At 71.1% G+C, this 17,429-nt stretch carries 14 protein-coding genes and 1 pseudogene; 8 read left to right on the top strand and 7 right to left on the bottom strand.

The genetic code is table 11. From position 1 onward, the window contains the following. Window positions 1–40 precede the first annotated feature (40 nt). Together FH608_RS13105 and FH608_RS54155 are read left to right on the top strand one after the other, a co-directional pair. Complete coding sequence (locus tag FH608_RS13105; protein ID WP_226899414.1) at window positions 41–1,615, top strand: penicillin-binding transpeptidase domain-containing protein; 1,575 nt, start codon at window positions 41–43, stop codon at window positions 1,613–1,615. Between the two features lie 104 nt (window positions 1,616–1,719). Continuing rightward, window positions 1,720–3,159: pseudogene (locus tag FH608_RS54155) on the top strand (M24 family metallopeptidase); the annotation flags it as partial. Between the two features lie 71 nt (window positions 3,160–3,230). Here FH608_RS54155 and FH608_RS51425 read toward each other — a convergent pair. Next, window positions 3,231–3,983 carry an alpha/beta fold hydrolase gene (locus FH608_RS51425; protein WP_264372899.1) on the bottom strand — a complete coding sequence of 251 codons (753 nt, stop codon included), beginning with the start codon at window positions 3,981–3,983 and terminating at the stop codon, window positions 3,231–3,233. A gap of 588 nt (window positions 3,984–4,571) precedes the next feature. Continuing rightward, a complete protein-coding gene (locus tag FH608_RS13095) occupies window positions 4,572–5,456 on the bottom strand; it encodes a LysR family transcriptional regulator (protein WP_139630733.1) in 885 nt (294 codons plus the stop codon). A gap of 70 nt (window positions 5,457–5,526) precedes the next feature. On the opposite strand from FH608_RS13095, the gene FH608_RS13090 reads away from it, so the two are divergent. The 3 genes from FH608_RS13090 to FH608_RS13080 all read left to right on the top strand — a co-directional run bounded on the left by FH608_RS13090 (window position 5,527) and on the right by FH608_RS13080 (window position 7,898). Beyond that, window positions 5,527–6,234, top strand: coding sequence for a CTP synthase C-terminal region-related (seleno)protein (locus FH608_RS13090; protein WP_139630732.1), 708 nt, complete (start codon window positions 5,527–5,529; stop codon window positions 6,232–6,234). Window positions 6,235–6,768: 534 nt separating this feature from the next. After that, entirely contained in the window at window positions 6,769–7,413 is a 645-nt protein-coding gene (locus FH608_RS13085) for a GntR family transcriptional regulator (RefSeq protein WP_139630731.1), read from the top strand. Next, complete coding sequence (locus tag FH608_RS13080) at window positions 7,410–7,898, top strand: OsmC family protein (RefSeq protein WP_139630730.1); 489 nt, start codon at window positions 7,410–7,412, stop codon at window positions 7,896–7,898. Before FH608_RS13085 ends, FH608_RS13080 begins: the two co-directional genes overlap by 4 nt. Window positions 7,899–8,474: 576 nt before the next feature. Here the strand turns inward: FH608_RS13080 and FH608_RS13075 are convergent. After that, window positions 8,475–9,227 carry a class I SAM-dependent methyltransferase gene (locus FH608_RS13075; protein WP_264372893.1) on the bottom strand — a complete coding sequence of 251 codons (753 nt, stop codon included), beginning with the start codon at window positions 9,225–9,227 and terminating at the stop codon, window positions 8,475–8,477. 545 nt (window positions 9,228–9,772) lie between these two features. Here FH608_RS13075 and FH608_RS13070 point away from each other — a divergent pair. Then, on the top strand, window positions 9,773–10,519 hold the full coding sequence (locus FH608_RS13070; RefSeq protein ID WP_139630728.1) for a class I SAM-dependent methyltransferase: 747 nt from the start codon (window positions 9,773–9,775) through the stop codon (window positions 10,517–10,519). Window positions 10,520–10,822: 303 nt separating this feature from the next. Here FH608_RS13070 and FH608_RS13065 read toward each other — a convergent pair whose 3' ends face one another. Then, window positions 10,823–11,362: a GNAT family N-acetyltransferase gene (locus FH608_RS13065; protein ID WP_139630727.1), complete on the bottom strand. Its 540-nt coding sequence runs from the start codon at window positions 11,360–11,362 to the stop codon at window positions 10,823–10,825. A gap of 166 nt (window positions 11,363–11,528) precedes the next feature. Next, a complete protein-coding gene (locus FH608_RS13060; RefSeq protein ID WP_139630726.1) occupies window positions 11,529–11,810 on the bottom strand; it encodes a DUF3040 domain-containing protein in 282 nt (93 codons plus the stop codon). A gap of 134 nt (window positions 11,811–11,944) precedes the next feature. Here FH608_RS13060 and FH608_RS13055 point away from each other — a divergent pair, with 134 nt between their 5' ends. Beyond that, window positions 11,945–12,976: an Rv2578c family radical SAM protein gene (locus FH608_RS13055; RefSeq protein ID WP_139630725.1), complete on the top strand. Its 1,032-nt coding sequence runs from the start codon at window positions 11,945–11,947 to the stop codon at window positions 12,974–12,976. An 81-nt stretch (window positions 12,977–13,057) separates the two neighbouring features. On the opposite strand, the gene FH608_RS13050 is transcribed toward FH608_RS13055, so the two are convergent. Both FH608_RS13050 and FH608_RS13040 read right to left on the bottom strand, forming a co-directional pair. Further along, complete coding sequence (locus FH608_RS13050; RefSeq protein ID WP_139630724.1) at window positions 13,058–13,597, bottom strand: GNAT family N-acetyltransferase; 540 nt, start codon at window positions 13,595–13,597, stop codon at window positions 13,058–13,060. Between the two features lie 329 nt (window positions 13,598–13,926). Then, window positions 13,927–16,665 (bottom strand): PEP/pyruvate-binding domain-containing protein, encoded by a 2,739-nt coding sequence (locus FH608_RS13040; protein ID WP_226899412.1) that lies wholly within the window; start codon window positions 16,663–16,665, stop codon window positions 13,927–13,929. A 74-nt stretch (window positions 16,666–16,739) separates the two neighbouring features. Between FH608_RS13040 and FH608_RS13035 the strand changes: the two genes are divergently transcribed. Then, window positions 16,740–17,315, top strand: a complete 576-nt coding sequence (locus FH608_RS13035; RefSeq protein WP_139630723.1) for a TetR/AcrR family transcriptional regulator — start codon at window positions 16,740–16,742, stop codon at window positions 17,313–17,315. The last annotated feature ends 114 nt before the right edge of the window (window positions 17,316–17,429 follow it).

Genomic DNA, 17,429 nt, shown 5'->3' with positions numbered 1-17,429 from the left:
CAGGGGGAAAGCAGTGGCGCGGGGTCGTACCATCGCGATCGTGTCCTGCGCCGCCGTGCTCGCGGTGGGGGCCGCGGGCGGTGGCGCCTACTACCTGCTGCACACCAGGGGCACGCCGGCCGAGACGGCCCAGCGCTTCACCGCCGCGTGGCAGGCGGGCGACTGGACCGGCATGGCGGGGCTGCTGGCCAGGCCGCAACAGCTCGGCGGCTACGACCAGCAGCGCGACGCGCTCGGCGTCCAGTCCACCTCGGTCAAGCTCGGCACGATCACCGAGGGCGACGACCGGGCCAGCGCCCCCTACACCGCGACCCTGACCCTCAAGGACGCCGGCACCTGGTCCTACCAGGGCACGATCGACCTCGTGGTGGCCGACCGCACGTGGAAGGTCGACTGGAAGCCGGCGACCCTGCACCCCTCCATGACCGCCGGGGCCGCCTTCGCGCTCGAGACGCACTGGCCGGAGCGGGCCGCCATCACCGACGCCGACGGCAACCGGATCGACACCGGCACCGCGGGCGGGTCCGTGCAGCAGCTCGTCGGCTACCTCGACAAGGCCGGCAAGAAGGACGTCGCCAAGCTCGGCGCCTCCTACAAGACCGGCCAGGCCATCGGGCGCGGCGGGCTGCAGGAGACGTTCCAGAAGCGGCTCGCGGGCACCCCCTCCACGGAGATCAAGCTCGGCGACAAGACGCTGGCGACCATCGACGGCAAAGAGGGCCAGCCCGTCCAGACAACGCTCGACCCGCGCGCGCAGGCCGCGGCGGTCGGAGCGGTCAAGGACATGGACAAGCCCACGTCCATGGTGGCGATCAAGCCGTCCACCGGCGAGATCCTGGCCGTGGTCAACAACCGCGGCGGCTTCAACCGGGCCCTCGACGGCCGCTACCCGCCCGGCTCGACGTTCAAGGCGATCACGGCGATCGGGCTGCTCGCGTCCGGGATGTCACCCCAGGACACCGTGACGTGCCCGATGTACGCGACCGTCGGCGGGCTGAAGATCCGCAACTCCGACAAGGAGGCGTTCGGGTCGCTGTCGTTCCTCGACTCGTTCGCCCACTCGTGCAACACCACGTTCGCGCCGCTGGCCCAGCAGAAGCTCGGCGCCGACAAGCTGCTGGAGGCCGCCGAGGACGTCGGGTTCAACCAGCCGCTGAACATCGGCGTGCCGGCCACCAAGGGCAGCTTCCCCAGGGCCGAGTCGGACGCCGAGCTGGCCGCGGAGGCGTTCGGGCAGGCCAGGATCACCGCCAGCCCGCTGACGATCGCCTCGGTGGCCGCCGCCATCGCCGACGGCACCTGGCGCCCGCCGACCCTCGTGCCCTCGCTCAAGCAGAAGGCCAAGGAGCACGCGCTGCCCGACGGGGTGAAGGAGCAGCTCCACGCGATGATGGCGGCCGTGGTCACCAAGGGCACCGCCAAGTCGGCGGGGCTGCCCACTGGGACCCACGGCAAGACCGGCACCGCCGAGTACGGCACGGGCGACGACCTCAAGACCCACGCCTGGTTCATGGGGTTCAAGGACGACGTGGCGTTCGCGGTGGTCGTGGAGGGCGGCGGCGGAGGCGGCTCGGTCGCGGCGCCGGTGGCGGCGGACTTCCTCAAGGCCCTCTGATCTCGGCGGTCCCCCCTTTTTCCAGGTGAGCCCGCACCGGTGCTGGGCAGGGGTCGATCGTGGGGGGAATCGGCACCGAGGAGTACGCGGCGCGGCAGGCGGCGATGCGGCGGCTGGCCGCCCGGGACGGGTTCCAGGGGGTCGTGGCCTGGTCGCGCGGCGGATCAGGCCAGGACCGCTACGCCGACGTCCTCCACCTCACCGGCTTCTACCAGCACCATCCCTTCGTGCCCGACTCTCCTGGGCGGTGGCGGGCGCGGGGGCACGCGGCCGTCGTGCTGTCCGTGGAGGAGCCGCACGCCGTACTCCTGACGTCCGGGCACCTCGATGACGCCGCTCACCTCACGGGCACCGGCCACCTCAGCGGCACCGGGCACGTCGCTCCTGGAACCGGGCATCCCGCGGACACGAGCCAGCTCGCCGGACCCACGTCCTTCCCCGGAACCGAGCCCGCCCCCGGAACCGGGCCGTCCGCCGGCGGTGGGCCTTTCTCCGGCACGGGGCCCATCGCCGGTACCAGGCCCTTCGCCGGAACCGAGCCGTTCTCCCGCACAGAGCCGTCCGCCCGCACAGAGCCGTTCAGCCGCACCGAGCCGTTCAGCCGCACCGAGCCATCCGCTCGCACTGAGCCATTCGCCCACACCCGGCTGCCGGCCCACACCGATGCCGGGCGTCTCCATCAGCCGCGCCCGGTCGCTCAGGTCCGCCTCGCGTCCGACCTCGTGGACGCGCTGGCCGAGCAGATCAGAGCCTCCATCCCGCCCGGCAGGGTCGCCCTGCTCGGCTGCGAGTCGATGGCCGCGCCCTGGTGGTGCCGCCTGCGCTCGGTGCTGCCCCGCCACGAGCTGGTGTGCGCCGACGAGCTGGCCTGGGCGGCGCGCCGGATCAAGAGCCCGGCCGAGCTGGACCTGCTGCGTGCCGCCGGGGCGCTGGGCGTGCGCGCGATGGCCGCCGCCCGGGCCGCCGCCGTACCGGGCGGAACGGAGGCCGATGTGGCGGCGGCCGCCGTCGCCGAGATCGTCCGGGCGGGCGGCGCCTACTACGGCATGGGCATCTCGTCCGGTGCCGCGTCCCACACCTACGCCGCCGACGGACCGGCGCCCTACTCCGCCACCCGGCGGCTCGCGGCCGGCGACCTGATCAGGATCGACCTGTACGGCTCCGTCCACGGCTACCTGTTCGACCTGGCCCGCACGTGGGTCGTCGGCGAGGAGCCGACCACGGAGCAGCGGCGGCTGCTGGACGCGGTACGCGACAGCGTGCTGGCCGGGGTCGAGCTGCTGCGGCCCGGCCGGCCCTTCGGCGAGGTGGCGCGCCGGTGCCAGGACGTGTTCGAGCGGTCGGCGTTCGCGGCCCACCACGGGCTGCCGGAGCCGGAGATGCACGGGGTCTGGGGGCACGGGCTCGGGCTGTCGTACGAGCCGCCATGGATCATCGAGGACGGGCCGTACGCGGGCGAGCGGGCCGAGGCCGGGATGTGCCTGGCCCTGGAACGCCGGCTCGCCGTCCCTTCGGTGGGAGGCGCCGGCCACGAGGAGGACGTCATCGTCACCGATTCGGGCCCGGAACCCACCACCCGCGACTTATTCGCCCTGCCCATTATTCGCCCTGCCGGTTATTCGCCCTGCCTGAGCCAGGCGGCGACCGCCTCCACGAACCGGCCGGCGTCGTCCCGCCACGGGAAGTGCCCCGCACCCGGCTGGAGGACCAGCTCGGCATCCGGGAAGAGCCCCGCGAACTCGGTCGCCGCGGCGGGAACGGTGTTCATGTCCAGCTCTCCCGCCACGACCAGCACGGGCGCCTCGAACGCGGCCAGCGCGCCCCGGGTGGCCTCGGGGTCGAAAGCGCCCTCGGCGGCGAACACGGCCGCCGCCTCGTCGTTCCGCCGCCGCTCCTCGTCGGCGTGCAGGGCCTGCGCCGCGGCGTCCCAGCGGCCGTGCCGGAACGGCTCGACGGCCTCCCAGTCCGTGCCCGTGCCGGACAAGATGGCCTCCAGAGCGGCGTACGCCCGCGGGTACCACGGCTCACCCTCGCGCCGGCGGGCCAGCTCCAGCCTGGCCTCCCCGGAGGTGGCGATGCCGACGGCCGTGGTGCTCGGACAGATCAGGGCGAGCCTGCCGACGCGCTCGGGGTGGCGGGCGGCGTACAGCACAGCTAGGTTCACGCCGGCGGAGTGGCCGAGCAGGTCCACGCGGTCGAGCCCGAGATGCTCGCGCAGGGCTTCGACGTCGTCCACCAGGCGGTCGCAGCGGTAAGAGGAGGCGTCCTCCGGGATCGCCGACGCTCCGGTGCCGCGCGGGTCCAGCATGACCAGCCGGCGGTACGCGGACAGGCCGCCGAGCTCGCCGAGATAGGAGGAGTCGCTCATCGGGCCGCCCGGCAAGCAGATCAGCGGCGCTCCCGGGCCGTGCGCGTGGTAGGCGAGTTCGGTCCCGTCATGGGAGCGGAAGGTCGGCATGGCCCGACATGCTGCCAGCCGGCTCACCACCCCAACAACCGACTTTCCGCGCAGCCCTCGCCCTTGGGGGCCGCTGTCTCGCCCCGCCACCACCTCGCACGGCCACCGCCCCACGCAGCCACCCTCCCGCGCAGCCTCGCCCCACACGGCCGCTGTTTCGCCGCGCCACCGCCCCGCTCAGCCGTGGTTTCACGCAGCCGCCGCCCCACGGGGCCGGCCTCCCACGCAGCCCTCGCCCCTGTCACCGCCCCGCCCCGGCACCGCCCGCCCGCACGGCCACTGCCTCGCCCGCCACCGTCCTGCGCGGCGACGACTCACGCGCCGACCGCCCCGCCACCACCCCGCTCGGGCCCCGGCCCAGCCGACCTGGGCTCAGCCGATCCCAGCCCAGCCAGTCCCAGCTCAGCCCTTGTCACCCCAGCCCTTGTCACCCCAGCCCTTGTCACCCCAGCCGTTGTCACCTCAGCTGTTGTCAGTCTGAGCTCAGCCGTTCTCAACTCAGCCGCTCAAGGCGGCGACCAGGTCTGCCGCCGCTCCCGGGGGCAGGGCCGCATGGAGCAACTCCACCCGGTGCACCAGCCGGGGCGCGGCCACCGGCACCGCGCATACCCCGCCACCGCCACCGCCGCCGGCGGGCACGGCCGACGCAGGCAGCAGGGTCAGGCCATGACCGGCCGCCGCCAGGTTGAGTGCGGTGCGCACGTCGTCCCCCTCGTACTCCAGACCCGCCGGGAATCCCTCCCCCACCAGGTCCCGGAGCCGCGCCGGCGGGCACAGGGGCGTCCGCAGCCAGCGGGCGTCGATCAGGTCCGCCAGCCGCAGCGACGCCCGCCCAGCCAGGGGGTGCCCGGCCGGCAGCGCCACGACCAGGTCCTCCTCCGTGACGCCCGTCGTGGTCATCGGGCCGGCGTCGGGCAGCCGCAGCGGGTCGCTCGGGGCCGCGATGCCGTCGGCCAGCCCCAGATCCGCCCGGCCCTCGGCCACGAGGGCCGCCAGCCGCTCGGCCCGGCACATGCGCAGCCGTATCTCCAGGCGCGGCTGCCGGGCGCGGGCCTCGGCCAGGCGGGCGGCCACGACCGGGTTGACGGCCAGCGGGGTGGCGGCCAGGCGCAGCAGGTGACGGGGCTCGGCGGCGGTGCGCAGCACGTCGGCTCGGGCCGCCCGCAGGCGCAGCAGCAGCGGCTCGGCATGCTCCAGCAGCCGCCGCCCCGCCGGGGTCGGCTCGACCGGGCGGCGGCGCAGCAGCGCGAGCCCCAGATCGGCCTCGAGGGCGGCGACCTGCTGCGAGATCGCCGACTGGGTGTAGCCGAGCTCGGCGGCCGCGGCGGAGAACGAGCCGTGCCGGGCGACGGTCACGAACGTGGTCAGCAGGTGCGGGTCCATCAGCGTTGCTTATCGTAAGTGCAGAAATCATCGTTGGCGCTTAACGAGGGGCGCCGGTCACGATGGTGTCATGAGAATCGCCCTTGTGGGGGACCGCTCCCCCGTTGTTCGTTCCCACGCCCGGATTCCGCTGCTGATGGAGGCGCTGCGCGAGCGGGACGGGATCGCACTCGACCCGTACTGGCTGCCCACCACCGACGTGAGCGGCGTGGAGGGTTTCGACGGGATCTGGCTGGTGCCCGGCAGCCCGTACCGTGACGAGGCGGGCGCGCTGCGGGCCGTGCAGACGGCGCGGGAGCGGGGGATCCCGTTCCTGGGCACGTGCGCGGGGTTCCAGCACATGCTGCTGGAGTTCGCGCGGCACGTTTGCGGGCTGCGGGTCGCGCACGGCGAGACCGAGCCCGGCGCGCAGGACCTCCTGCTGACGCCGCTGGCGTGCTCGCTGGCCGGGCACGAGGGGCGGGTGCGGCTGGTGCCGGGCACGCGGATCGAGCAGATCGTCGGGGCGCCGTCGACGATGGAGTCCTACATCTGCTCGTACGGGCTCAACGAGGAGTACAAGCAGACGCTGGCCGCGCACGGGATGGTGTTCTCCGGGCACGCCGACGACGGGACGGCACGGGTGGCCGAGCTGCCCGGGCACCCGTTCTTCCTGGCCACCTTGTTCCAGCCGGAACTGGCCGGGGACGGGCGGCGGCCCCATGCGGTGATCTCGGCGTTCGCGGCGGCCGTCGCCCGCCGGCACACCGAGCACGGCCTGCCCACCACTGCCGGCTAGCCGCCGCAGGCTCCGGCCACGGTCGGGTGCGCGGACCCACGGAGAGAGGGCGCTGAGGCGCGCGGACCCACGGAGAGGGCACGACAGCGCGCGGACCCACGGAGAGGACGCGACAGCGCGCGGCCGTGGCCGGCGAGCCAGCCGGCCTCGGCGTGCGTGTGCAGGTGCCGACCGCACGGGCAGCACCCTCGATCCGGACGGCCACCCAAGACATGTCCTGCGACGAACGGGCGCGCCACCTGGAGGACGGATGAGGACCGCCAGGAGGAAGCGGCTCTGACCCCGCCCGTCAGTCGCGTCACCCCAGGACGGCCACGGCGGCCGACGGTGCTGATCGTTTCGGGGACGGAAGGGTGAACCGGTTCGGGACGAATGGGCGACCAGTTCAGGACGGAAGGGTTGACCGGCTCGGTGACGGAAGGCTGATCGATTCGGTGGCGGAAGTCGGTGAGCCTCGCCACCTCACACGCTCCTCCCTGTGCATACGCTGCATGTATTGCATGCAATGGATGCAAGCCGCTAATGTCAAGCCGCATGCAGACCGATGTGGCAAAGGACCAGCTGCGGGAGTTGATCCTCGACGGCACCTACCCGTCCGGCGCCCGGCTGACCGAGATGGAGGTCGCGGCCGCTCTGGAGATGAGCCGGACCCCCGTACGCGAGGCGCTGCGGGCGCTGGCCGCCGACGGGCTCGTGCGGCCCTCCGGGCGCGGCGTGGTGGTCGCGGCGCTGGACCGGGATCACCTGGACGAGGCGTACCAGGTGCGGGCGGCGCTGGAGGCGCTCACCGCCGAGCTGGCCGCCACGCGACAGAGCGAGGGCCGCATCGCGCCGGCCGACCTGGTGGCGCTGCGTGACGTGGCGAACGAGACGGCGGCCGTCACCGCGGAGGGACGGTTCGCTGACGCGGTTCGGCTGAACCGGCGGTTCCACCGGCTCATCGCGGAGCTGGCCGGCAACTCGATGGCGCTGCTCACGCTGGAGCGGATCTGGGATCAGATCCAGGTTTCCACGCTGCGTTCGCTCGCGCCGCCGTCGCGGCCCGCCCATGTCTCGGGGCAGCACGAGGATCTCGTCTCCGCGATCATTCTCGGCCATGCGGATGAGGCCGCCAAGGTGGCCCGCGCACACGTACTCGACACCCGTACCGTCACCAACAGCAAGGGGGAGCCGGCATGAGCCGCCAGCACACCTACCCGGTCGTCGTGACCTGGACCGGCAACAAGGGCACCGGCACCAGCGGTTACCGCGATTATGGCCGGGAGCACGAGTTGACCGCCGAAGGCTCGGAGGCCATCGCCGGGAGCTCCGACCCGGCCTTCCGCGGTGACCCGTCGCGGTGGAACCCCGAGCAACTGCTGGTCGGCTCGCTCTCGCAGTGCCACATGCTGTCGTATCTGCACAAGTGCGCTGTGGCGGGCGTGGTCGTCACCGAGTACGTCGACAACGCCGTCGGCACCATGGCCGAGTCGGCGGACGGCGGGCACTTCACGGAGGTGACGCTGCGGCCGACGATCGTCGTGGCGTCACCGAACATGGTGGACAAGGCCATCGAGCTCCACGAAGATGCCCATAAATCATGCTTCATCGCCAGTTCGGTGAATTTTCCGGTACGCCACGAGCCGACCGTCCGCAGCGCGGGCCAGGGCACCACGGCCCCATGAGCTAGTGCCCTGACCGCACAGATTCGCCGTGGTGGCGGTCGTGACGGCTGGGTGGGCGGTGAGGTCCATTCGACCGCTGGAGGCGCCGTGTCCGAGCCTGCCCGTGTGCGCGGACTGACCGCCCAGGCGCCCCGGCAGCAATGGCGAAATTCCAACGGATATGCCACTGACCTGTGCGAACGCTCCCGCTGACCATCCGGTGGACGCGGGTTGGGGACGACCCGGCTGAAGTGGCTGGTACCGGTAGTGGAGCTCCGCACCCGGGGCGGGGGCGTGCCGGATGAGCTGCTGTCCCGCATCACGCCCGGTCACAGCCACAACATCCACTTCCTCGGCGTCATCAACGTCGACGTCGAGGCGGAGCCCGCCAAGCTCGACGCCGGCGGATGGCGGGCTCCTACGGCCGGTGCAGCTTCGTCAGTTGGCACTGACACCCTGAGCCCACTCTCGCGGGATCGCATCGCTGCGATGAGGCCCCGCATAGGGACACCGCCGCGTGTGGCTCGGCACTTCAGTTGGCGGGGAATCGCCCCGATGAAGTGCCAAGCCATGAACAATTGGTCGTTACAGGGGTGTCTAGCCGGCTTCGAGAACGAAGAACAAGAAGCACAGGAACCTCGTGCGGGTGGGCTCGAACTCGCGGAACTCCTCGGGGAACAGTTCGCGAGCTTCCGGCGCAAACGGCGGTTCGCTGATGACGCTGATACGAAAGCCCGCCGCCGTGAAGGCCTCGGTCATCGCGTGCAGCGGCCGGTTCCAGAATTTCATCTGGACCGTCTGCCCGCCCTTGGTCCATTCTTCGGTCCGGCTGCGGGTCTCGAAGTATTTGGGCTTTTCTCCGGCCATGTGCTGAAAGAATACGACGCTGAAAGGATGGTCGATCGAGATGAGGAGTCTGCCACCAGGCTTCAGCACGCGTCGCAGCTCGGCCAGCGTCGGTCCCCAGTCTTCCAGGTAGTGCAGCACCAGGGACGCGATGACGTCGTCGAACGCCTCGTCAGGAAAGGGCAGTGGGCCGGCCAGGTCGGCGACCTGCAGATCGGCCTCGGCGCCCAGCCGCTCCCGGGCCTGCTCCAGCATCCCGACGCTCGAGTCGACGCCGGTTATGATGGCGCCTCGATCGCGCAGCTCGGAGAACAGGGCGCCCGAGCCGCAGCCGGCGTCGAGAATGCGCCTTCCGGCCACATCCCCGGCAAGCTCCAGCATCGCGGGCCGCTCGTAGTACGCGTTGAGGAGACTGGTTTCGTTCTCGGCCGCGTAGCCCTCAGCCATCCTGTCGTAGTCGTTGAATCGCGACGAAGATACGGCCTCAACCTGCTGCTCGGGCATAGTAGACATAAGGGGCATTGTGCCCCATCAGTCACAGGCGTCATGGCGTATCGCCCGGTTGCCGCGATTGATCGCTTCTGCGGCGAGGCCGCCGGCATCCGCAAACCCTGGACGCAGCCGAGCAGACAGGTCGGGCGGGCTCCGCGCTTCTCGGCGGACAGCAAGGGGGCAGACCAAGGACGCGAGAAAGGGACAGTGCCTCCGATCGCCTTGCCCCGATACTTTTGATCGGCTGTCCTTGATTACACCCCAGGCGTTGAGTGATCCGTCTGATCACGGCGAGGGGAATGAGCCCTTACGAGGTGCTGCGCGAGGTCGCAGCCAAACGCTAAGTCCGAACGCCTGACCGGTGCTTCATGGCCCGCCCGTGGCTTCCAGCAAAAGCCGGCGATTGACTTCTTATCTTGGTGTGGCGGGTCATCACTGCGGCGAAGCCGAGGTTGGCGCGGATGACGGTAAAGCTGTTGTCGCCGATGTGGCACACACGCTTGAATCAAAGGCCACCACGACCAGCTGCGGATGAGTCGGAAAGGAGGCGGCGCTCGATGAGTGAAGCGTTCTACTCGCACGCGAGGCTGTACGACCTGATGTTCCCGGGCGGCGGGCCCGCAGTCGACTTCTACCGGACCGCCGCCGATCGGCAAGGCGGGCGCGTGTTGGAACTCGCGTGCGGCACCGGGCACAAGCTGATCCCCATCGCGGCCGACGGGCATCCGTGCGTCGGCCTGGACTTCTCGTCAGACATGCTGGCCGAGGCTCAGCGTAAGGCGAATGAGCGCGGTGTAGCGGTGGAATGGATATGGGGCGACATGCGAGCGTTCGATCTGGGCCGCACATTCGACTTCGTGTTCATCGCAGCCAATTCCCTGCTGCATCTGCATGAGGCCGAGGATCTGGTGAGCTGCTTCCGCTCGGTTCGAAGACATCTGGCGCCCGGAGCACGGTTCGTCTTCGATGTGTTCAACCCGAGCGTGCGCCTGCTCGCCGAGGCCGATGGCGTGCGGCGCGCCCGGGAGTCGTTCATGGATCCTGACCGTGGCAACGTCAGCGTCGATGTCGCCGAGATCTACGATGCGGCCGCGCAAGTCACACGGGGAAGGTGGTACCTCTCGACGGACTCCGAGCCCGACTTCGTCGTCGCACCGCTCGAAATCAGGAGCATCTTCCCGCAGGAGCTGCCGCTGCTCGTCTCGCTCGGCGGCCTTCGGCTCATCGAGCGCATCGGCGACTGGTCCGGCCGGCCATTCGCCATGGACACGCCGCTTCAACTCTGCATCTGCGAGTCCGTGTGATCGAAGGCGAGAGCACGGTTTCGGTCACCCCAAACTCGCCTTGGCGAATGACGCGCCCCGCACCGTCGACAGGCGCTTCCGCAGCCCGCGCCCGCCTTTTTAGTACGTGCATCTTGTGCCTCGAGATGGACGCGGACTTCGAGATCGTGGAGGAGGCGCTGGACCCACTGTCGTGGACACCGGGTCCTCCTCCGCGGAGGTTCTGTCCGGGGTGCATCGGCCGTTGGATGGTCACCCGGGCCGCCTATGGTCGCGACCGCCAGACCTTTCCTGGCGAGCCGCAAACGGCCCCAGCGGGGAACGTCAGATCCTCGCACTACGGGCGATGCGATACAGCACGTTCGGACGCAGTGGCCCTTCGGGCTCGGTGGGGTCGTCGAAGTCGTCGGCCGGGTTTCGGGTCATGCCGATCCGCCGCATCACCGCCTGGGAACGGAAATTGGTGGCCGTGGTGATGGCGAGGATCTCAGAAAGATCAAGAGCGTCGAAGCCGTGGGCCAGGACTGTCAGCGCAGCCTCGGTAGCGTAGCCGTGGCCCCAGGCCGAGCGGGCGAGCCGCCAGCCGATCTCCACTCCTGTGAACGGCATGTAGTCGTCCACCTCATCCAAGCCCGCGAAGCCGACGAACTCGCCCGTGGCCTCCACCTCGACCGCCCACCACCCGTAGCCCCGCTGGTCGAACTCGGCCTGAAATCGCGCCACGGAGGCATCGCTCTGTTCGCGGGTAAGCAGGTCGCCCAAGTGCTCCCGGACCTCGGGATCGGCATTCATCGCCGCCCACGGTTCGAGGTCGGAGTCACGCCATCGGCGCAAGATGAGGCGATCGGTACGCAGTTCAGCCATGCCGCCCAGCCAACATGAGCTCTGGACCCCGAGGCAATCACTTTTCTTCCGCGTGACCTCGCCACCGGACCGCCCTGCCAGGTCCGCCGTACGAAACGCCGTAGAAAGACCGTCATACCAGGACGGCGGTGCAAGGACAGCAGGGGAAGGGCGGACGGTGCGGTGGTCAGCGGATGGCGGTCAGGGCCACGGCGGCGGCCTCGTGGTGGAGGACCATGATCAGGAGCGTGGCGATCAATGTGGCGATGAGCACCCAGCTGATCAGGATGATGACCGTCGAGCGGCGTGGCCGGCGCCGGCGGCGGGAGCGCTGCCCCTGAGCCTTCGCCTCGCTGCGACGCACACGCTCGTTGAACGACTCCAGTCGTGCGACGAGTCGCGGATCGTCGTCGACGAGGTGCTGCTCTATCTGGGCCAGCATCCGCTCCTCGTCCTGCGACCAGGCCATAGGTGCACCTCCCGAACGCAAGCTCTGCGACGTCTTTCTGCCCAACCCTGAAGATCATTAGCCCCCGGCTGACCTAGTAATTGCAACGTCTTTTCGGTTTGCGATCAAGCCCGAACTCTTGTTCTAATCATGCCATGCGCTGGGACAACCTGCGCCTGGCCGGGCCTGGCCGGGACGATCCGGCCGCGCCGCTGTTCGCTCGCGGCGCGGTCACCCGCACGTTCGACACGCCCGAGTTCCGAGGGATGACCTTCTTCGAGATCCGGGCCAGATCCATCATCAACCGGGTGCCCGGCGCCAGCCGGGTCCCGTTCGAGTACACGATCAACCCCTACCGCGGATGCACCCACAAGTGCATTTACTGTTTTGCCCGAAAGACGCATGAATATCTAGATCTGGATGCCGGTGGCGACTTCGACTCGAAGATCGTCGTCAAGGTCAACGCCGCCGAGCTGGCCCGCAAGGAGCTGGCCTCGCCTCGCTGGGGCGGCCACCACGTGGCCATGGGCACCAATGTTGACTGCTACCAGCGCGCGGAGGGCCGCTACAAGCTGATGCGCGGCATCCTGTCCGCGCTGCGCGACGCCCGCAACCCGTTCTCGATCCTGACCAAGGGCACCCTGATCCTGCGCGACCTCGACCTGCTGACGGAGGCCGCCGACGTCGCCGACGTGAGCACCAACGTGTCGGTCGGCTTCGTCGACCCGGAGCTGTGGCGCGCGGTGGAGCCCGGCACGCCCAACCCGCGCAGGCGGCTGGAGGTCTGCGCCACGCTCAACGACAACGGAATCGCCTGCGGTGTCCTGATGGCCCCGATCCTCCCCTACCTCACCGACTCCCCCGCCCAGCTAAAGGCCACCGTCAAGGAGATCGCCGCCTCGGGCGCCACCCACATCGCCCCGATCGTCCTCCACCTTCGGCCGGGGGCGCGGGAGTGGTGGCTGCAGTGGCTCTCGCGCGAGCATCCGCGCCTCGTGCCCCGCTATCTGGAGCTGTACGGACGGGGCGCCTATGCACCCAGGTCCTACCAGGAGCGCGTGACGCGCCAGATCAAGGAGCTGGCCGAACGCCACGGCGTCGGCCGCGCCACCCCCGCCATGGCCCGCCGCCTCCCTCCCCCGCCGACGCCGGCCGCCGAGGAGCCCCGGCAGCTCCGCCTGCTCTGACGTCCTCCGCGACAGCCCGTAGGCCTAGGCGCCGTTCGCCCTTTCTCACCGCCTCGAAGGCACGGACCGCGCCGGGCTCGCTCAGGCAGGCAGATTCCTGGCGAAGATCCAGTCCAGGCCGTCCTCGCCGGCGGTGTCGAGGTGTTCGGCTCGCTGGAGGCCGGCGCGCACCGCCACGCGTTGGGAGGCGAGGTTGGCCGGCCGCACGCGAGCGATGACCGGTAGTTCAGGAACACGCTCGGACACCCACTCGACCACTGCCTTCGCGGCCTCACCCGCCAGCCCTTGACCCCATGACGAGACCTCGAACCGGTAGAAGAGATTGAGCACGCTCATGCCGTTCAAGTCCATGATCTTCGTCCCGCAGAACCCCAGCTGCCGGTCGGAGTCGCGCCGCCGTACCACCCAGTAGCCGTAACCGAGGCGCTGCCAGTGATCGTCCCAACGCTGGAAGAGCTCCAGGCCCTCCTCACGCCGGGACAGAGCGTCGGATGGATTGTGCACGCAGGTGGCCGGGTCGCTGTGGATGGTGAAGATCGCATCGGTGTCCCCTGGGACCGGGCGTCGCAGCGTCAGCCGTTCGGTCAGGAGGTGGTCGCTGTCATGGCTCCGATCGTTCACACGGCGATGGTAGACGCGGCCTCCTGTGGAGGGATGGCCGCCCCTCGCGGCAGGGATCACGTCGCGGCCGAACGGCTTTGTCAGTGGGCGTGGGATGGGTGATTACCTGGGCGAGTCGCGTCTATGCCGTGGCGGAATCTCTGCCGGGAGCCGGGGCCGGTCTCCGGATGTGGGCGGGGGCATCGGCCGGCCTTTTAGCTGTCGGACCCTCTTCTTCTCTGCTATCGGCCCGCCTTCATATCTCATGGCCCCCCCTTATGGTTATGGTCTCGCGGGCGAGCGCGGCGGGCGCTGAGGTCCTGCTTGCGTAGCAGGCAAGTGGCACGAGGTCAGGGCGTCATGGTCGCGTCGGCGGTGGCGGACGGCTGCTCGATCGTGACCGTCCCCGCGGCGCCGTCGATCGTGATCAGCTGTCCGATCCGGATGCGTTCGGTGGCGGCTGGGACGCAGATCACCGCGGGGATGCCGTACTCCCGTGCCACCGTCGGACCGTGTGCCATCACCGCGCCGGTTTCGGTGACGAGCCCGCCCGCGGTGAGGAACAGCGGTGTCCAGCCGGGGTCGGTCGTCGGCGCGACGAGGATCTCGCCCGGCTCGATCGACGCGCTCGCCGGGTCGCGGACCACGCGGGCGCGGCCGGTGACCCGGCCGGATGCCGCGCCCGTGCCGGTGAGCGTGTGGCCGTCCGGCGCCCGAGCCGGCAGCAGCGTCTCCACGTCGGTGCCGTCGGAGAGCAGGGCCACCGGAACGGTCCGGCGCCGCAGCTCCCGCGCGTACTCCGCGCGCCGCCGACCGACCGTCTCACGCAGATCGACGCCGTGCTCGACCTGCGAGCGCAGTTCACCGCCATCTCCGCAGGGCGTGCACGGCTCGCCGCCGTCTCCGCACGGCGTGCGCGGCTCGACGCCGCCATCGGCCGGCGTGCCCAGGTCGACGCCACCTCCGGCCTGGGAGCGCGGCGCGCCCCCGTCTCCGAACGGCGTGCGCGGCTCGGCGCCGCCATCGGCCGGCGTGCCCAGGCCGGCGCCGCCATTGACCGGCGTGCGCAGGTCGGCGCCGCGCCCGATCGCCGTGCGTAGCTCCGGCAGGGTGAGGAACATGACGTCGTCGGCGCGGTCAAGGAGGCCGCTTTCCTGGAGCTCGGCACCGATCAGGAGCAGCCGCCGGCGCCGGTCGCGCAGGGCGTACAGGCCGGCGAACTTGCCCGCCTCCCGCAGCCCCGCCAGTTCCCGCGTCCGGCGGAGGAAGAAGGCGGCGAGGCGGCCACGCACCGGCCGCTTGCGGCGGGCCCGGTGGGCGAGCTCGGCGAGCATCGCCTCAGCCCTGGCCGCGGCGTGCTGGAACCGCTGGTCCGGGGCCTGTTCGGGATCGGTGACCCGCAGGTAGTTGGCGAGCGTCGTGAACACGGGGGCCGGGTTCTCCGACCAGCGCGGCACCCCGACGTCGACCTCCGCGGCGGCCCTGGTGCCGTACGTGTCGAGGAACGCGTCCAGGCCGATGTCGGGCAGCTCGCCGGCCAGGTAGGCGGCGGCGAGCTCGTCCGGTGGCGTGTGCAGCAGCAACTCACGGTACGGCGTCGCGCGCTGAGCCACCTGCCAGAGTGCGAGGTCCATCTCGATCGTGACGTTGTACGGCATGCCGCCCAGCACGGTACGTACCTCGTCGTCGCTCGCGATGCCCTTGAGAAGGGGCGGCAGCGCCGCGGAGACCAGAAGCCCGCTGACCACGGGCCAGACGATCGCGTCGGGGCGCGCGTTGGACCATCCGGCCTCCTCGACGAGGTCCAGCAGCTCCGCGGCCGTGGACGGGTCGGCGACCGGCTGCCGCCGCAGGCGCTCGATCTCGCCGAACAGGCGTGCCCGCGCCACCGCCGGCCGGGCCAGCGCGCCGAGGATCCCGGCCACCGCCTTCAGCCCGATCGCCCGCGCGGGACCGCCGCGCCGGCGGGTGGCCCGCTCCGGGGCGAACCGGGGGTCGTCCAGCAGGTGCTCGACCACCGCCTGGGCGCGCGGCCCGAAGTCGACCGCCATCAGCTTGACCAGCCGCCGCCGGGTCGACGGGTCGCGCATCGCGTCGGTCAGGTCGCCGTACAGTCGTCCGCCGATGCCGACGATCTCGACCGTGAGGCCGAAGGACGCGAGCAGGCCCGCCACCATCGACCGCAGGGCCGACATGCCCATCGGGGTGGCCGGCTGGAGCATGCCCTGGACGTGGCCGAACTCGACGTAGAGCCGCGGGCCCGGCTGGGCGCTCTCCGGAGGTGCCGGGAACAACGTGGTGATCGGGCGCGACTGCAGCAGCCAGAGCGTGCCGTCGTGGTCGTAGGCCCATTCGACGTCCTGCGGCGCGCCGAGCCGGCGCTGCAGCCGCTCGCCGGCCTCGCGCAGCTCCGCCAGCCGGGCCCGGGTGAGGCAGCCGTGTTCATGGCCGTGTCGTCTCCGGTCCGTGGCGTCCAGCACGTAGCCGCGTCCCTCCTGGTCTGTGCCGTCCAGGACGTAGCCCCGTCCTGGCCTGTCCAGTACGTAGTGGTCGGCGGCCGTCGTCCCGTCGACCACGGCTGTGCCCGGGCCGGGCGCGGCGTCGATGACGGCCTCGCTGCGCGAGCCGGTGAGCGGGTTGGCGGTGAACAGCACGCCCGCCACCTCGGCGTCGACCATGCGCTGGACGACGACCGCCATGCGCGCGGTGTCGTGCGGGACTCCGGCGGCCTCGCGGTAGGCGATCGCGCGTTCGGTGTGGAGGGAGTCCCAGCAGGCGCGGACCGCCGCGAGCAGTTCCTCGGCGCCCGTCACCCCGAGGTAGGTGTCCTGCTGGCCGGCGAAGCTCGCGTCCGGCAGGTCCTCGGCGGTGGCGCTGGACCGGACCGCGACCGGCCCGCCGCCGAGCCGGCCGTACGCCGCGAGCACGTCCTCGCGCGGCACCTCGCCGCGCTCATGCGCCTCGGTGGTGACGCAGAAGCCGTCCGGTACGCGCTCGCCCAGCCGGATCAGCGCGGCGAGACCGGCGGCCTTCCCGCCCACCAGGTCCCGCCTCCCGGGGTCGATCGCCGTCAGTGCGAGCACGTCCATACGACTGCCTCCCTTTTTCAATACGACTGCAATGTATAAAGATGACAATACAGTCGCAATGTAAACTGGGCCACATGCCTCGCAAGGTCGATCACCACGAGCGCCGGGAACTGCTCGCCGACGCGCTGATGCGGCTCGCCGCCGCGCGCGGACTGGAAGGGGTGAGCCTGCGGCACGTGGCCGCCGAGGCGGGGGTCTCGACCGGAATGGTTCAGCACTACTTCCGCACCAAGGACGAGATGATGACGTTCGCCCTCGGCATGGTCATGGACCGGATCCGCGCACGGTCGACGGCCGCGGCGGCGCCGGCGACGCCGCGCGAGCTCGTCCGCGGCCTGCTGCTGCAGGTGCTGCCGCTCGACGAGACGCGCCGGCTGGAGAACCACGTCGTCCTCGCGTTCCTCGCCTACGCGGCGGTGAAGCCGTCGATCGCGTCGGACCTGCGCGAGTCCGCCGCGCAGACCCGCACATTCCTCGCCGACCAGCTGCGAGCGGCCGGAGCGGCCGGCCTCGACCCCGAACGCGCGGCGGCCGGGCTCCTCGCGCTCGTCGACGGGCTGGGCCTGCAACTGCTGTCCCTGCAGTACGCCGAGGAGGACGCGGTCGCCGCGCTCGACGCCCAGCTCGCCCTGCTCTTCGGGCCGGCCTGAGGACGATGGCCTGAGGACGACGCCCGGAGGGCGACCTGCCGCCGTCCCGTCCCGGCCCAGGAACCCCCGAGACTGCGCCAAGGAGTGCGCCGGGATCGCTCCGGAGTTACCGTG

It is taken from the genome of Nonomuraea phyllanthi (assembly GCF_006334985.2).
In the GTDB taxonomy this organism is placed as follows: domain Bacteria; phylum Actinomycetota; class Actinomycetes; order Streptosporangiales; family Streptosporangiaceae; genus Nonomuraea; species Nonomuraea phyllanthi.
This window is presented reverse-complemented; position numbering and strand designations above follow the sequence as displayed.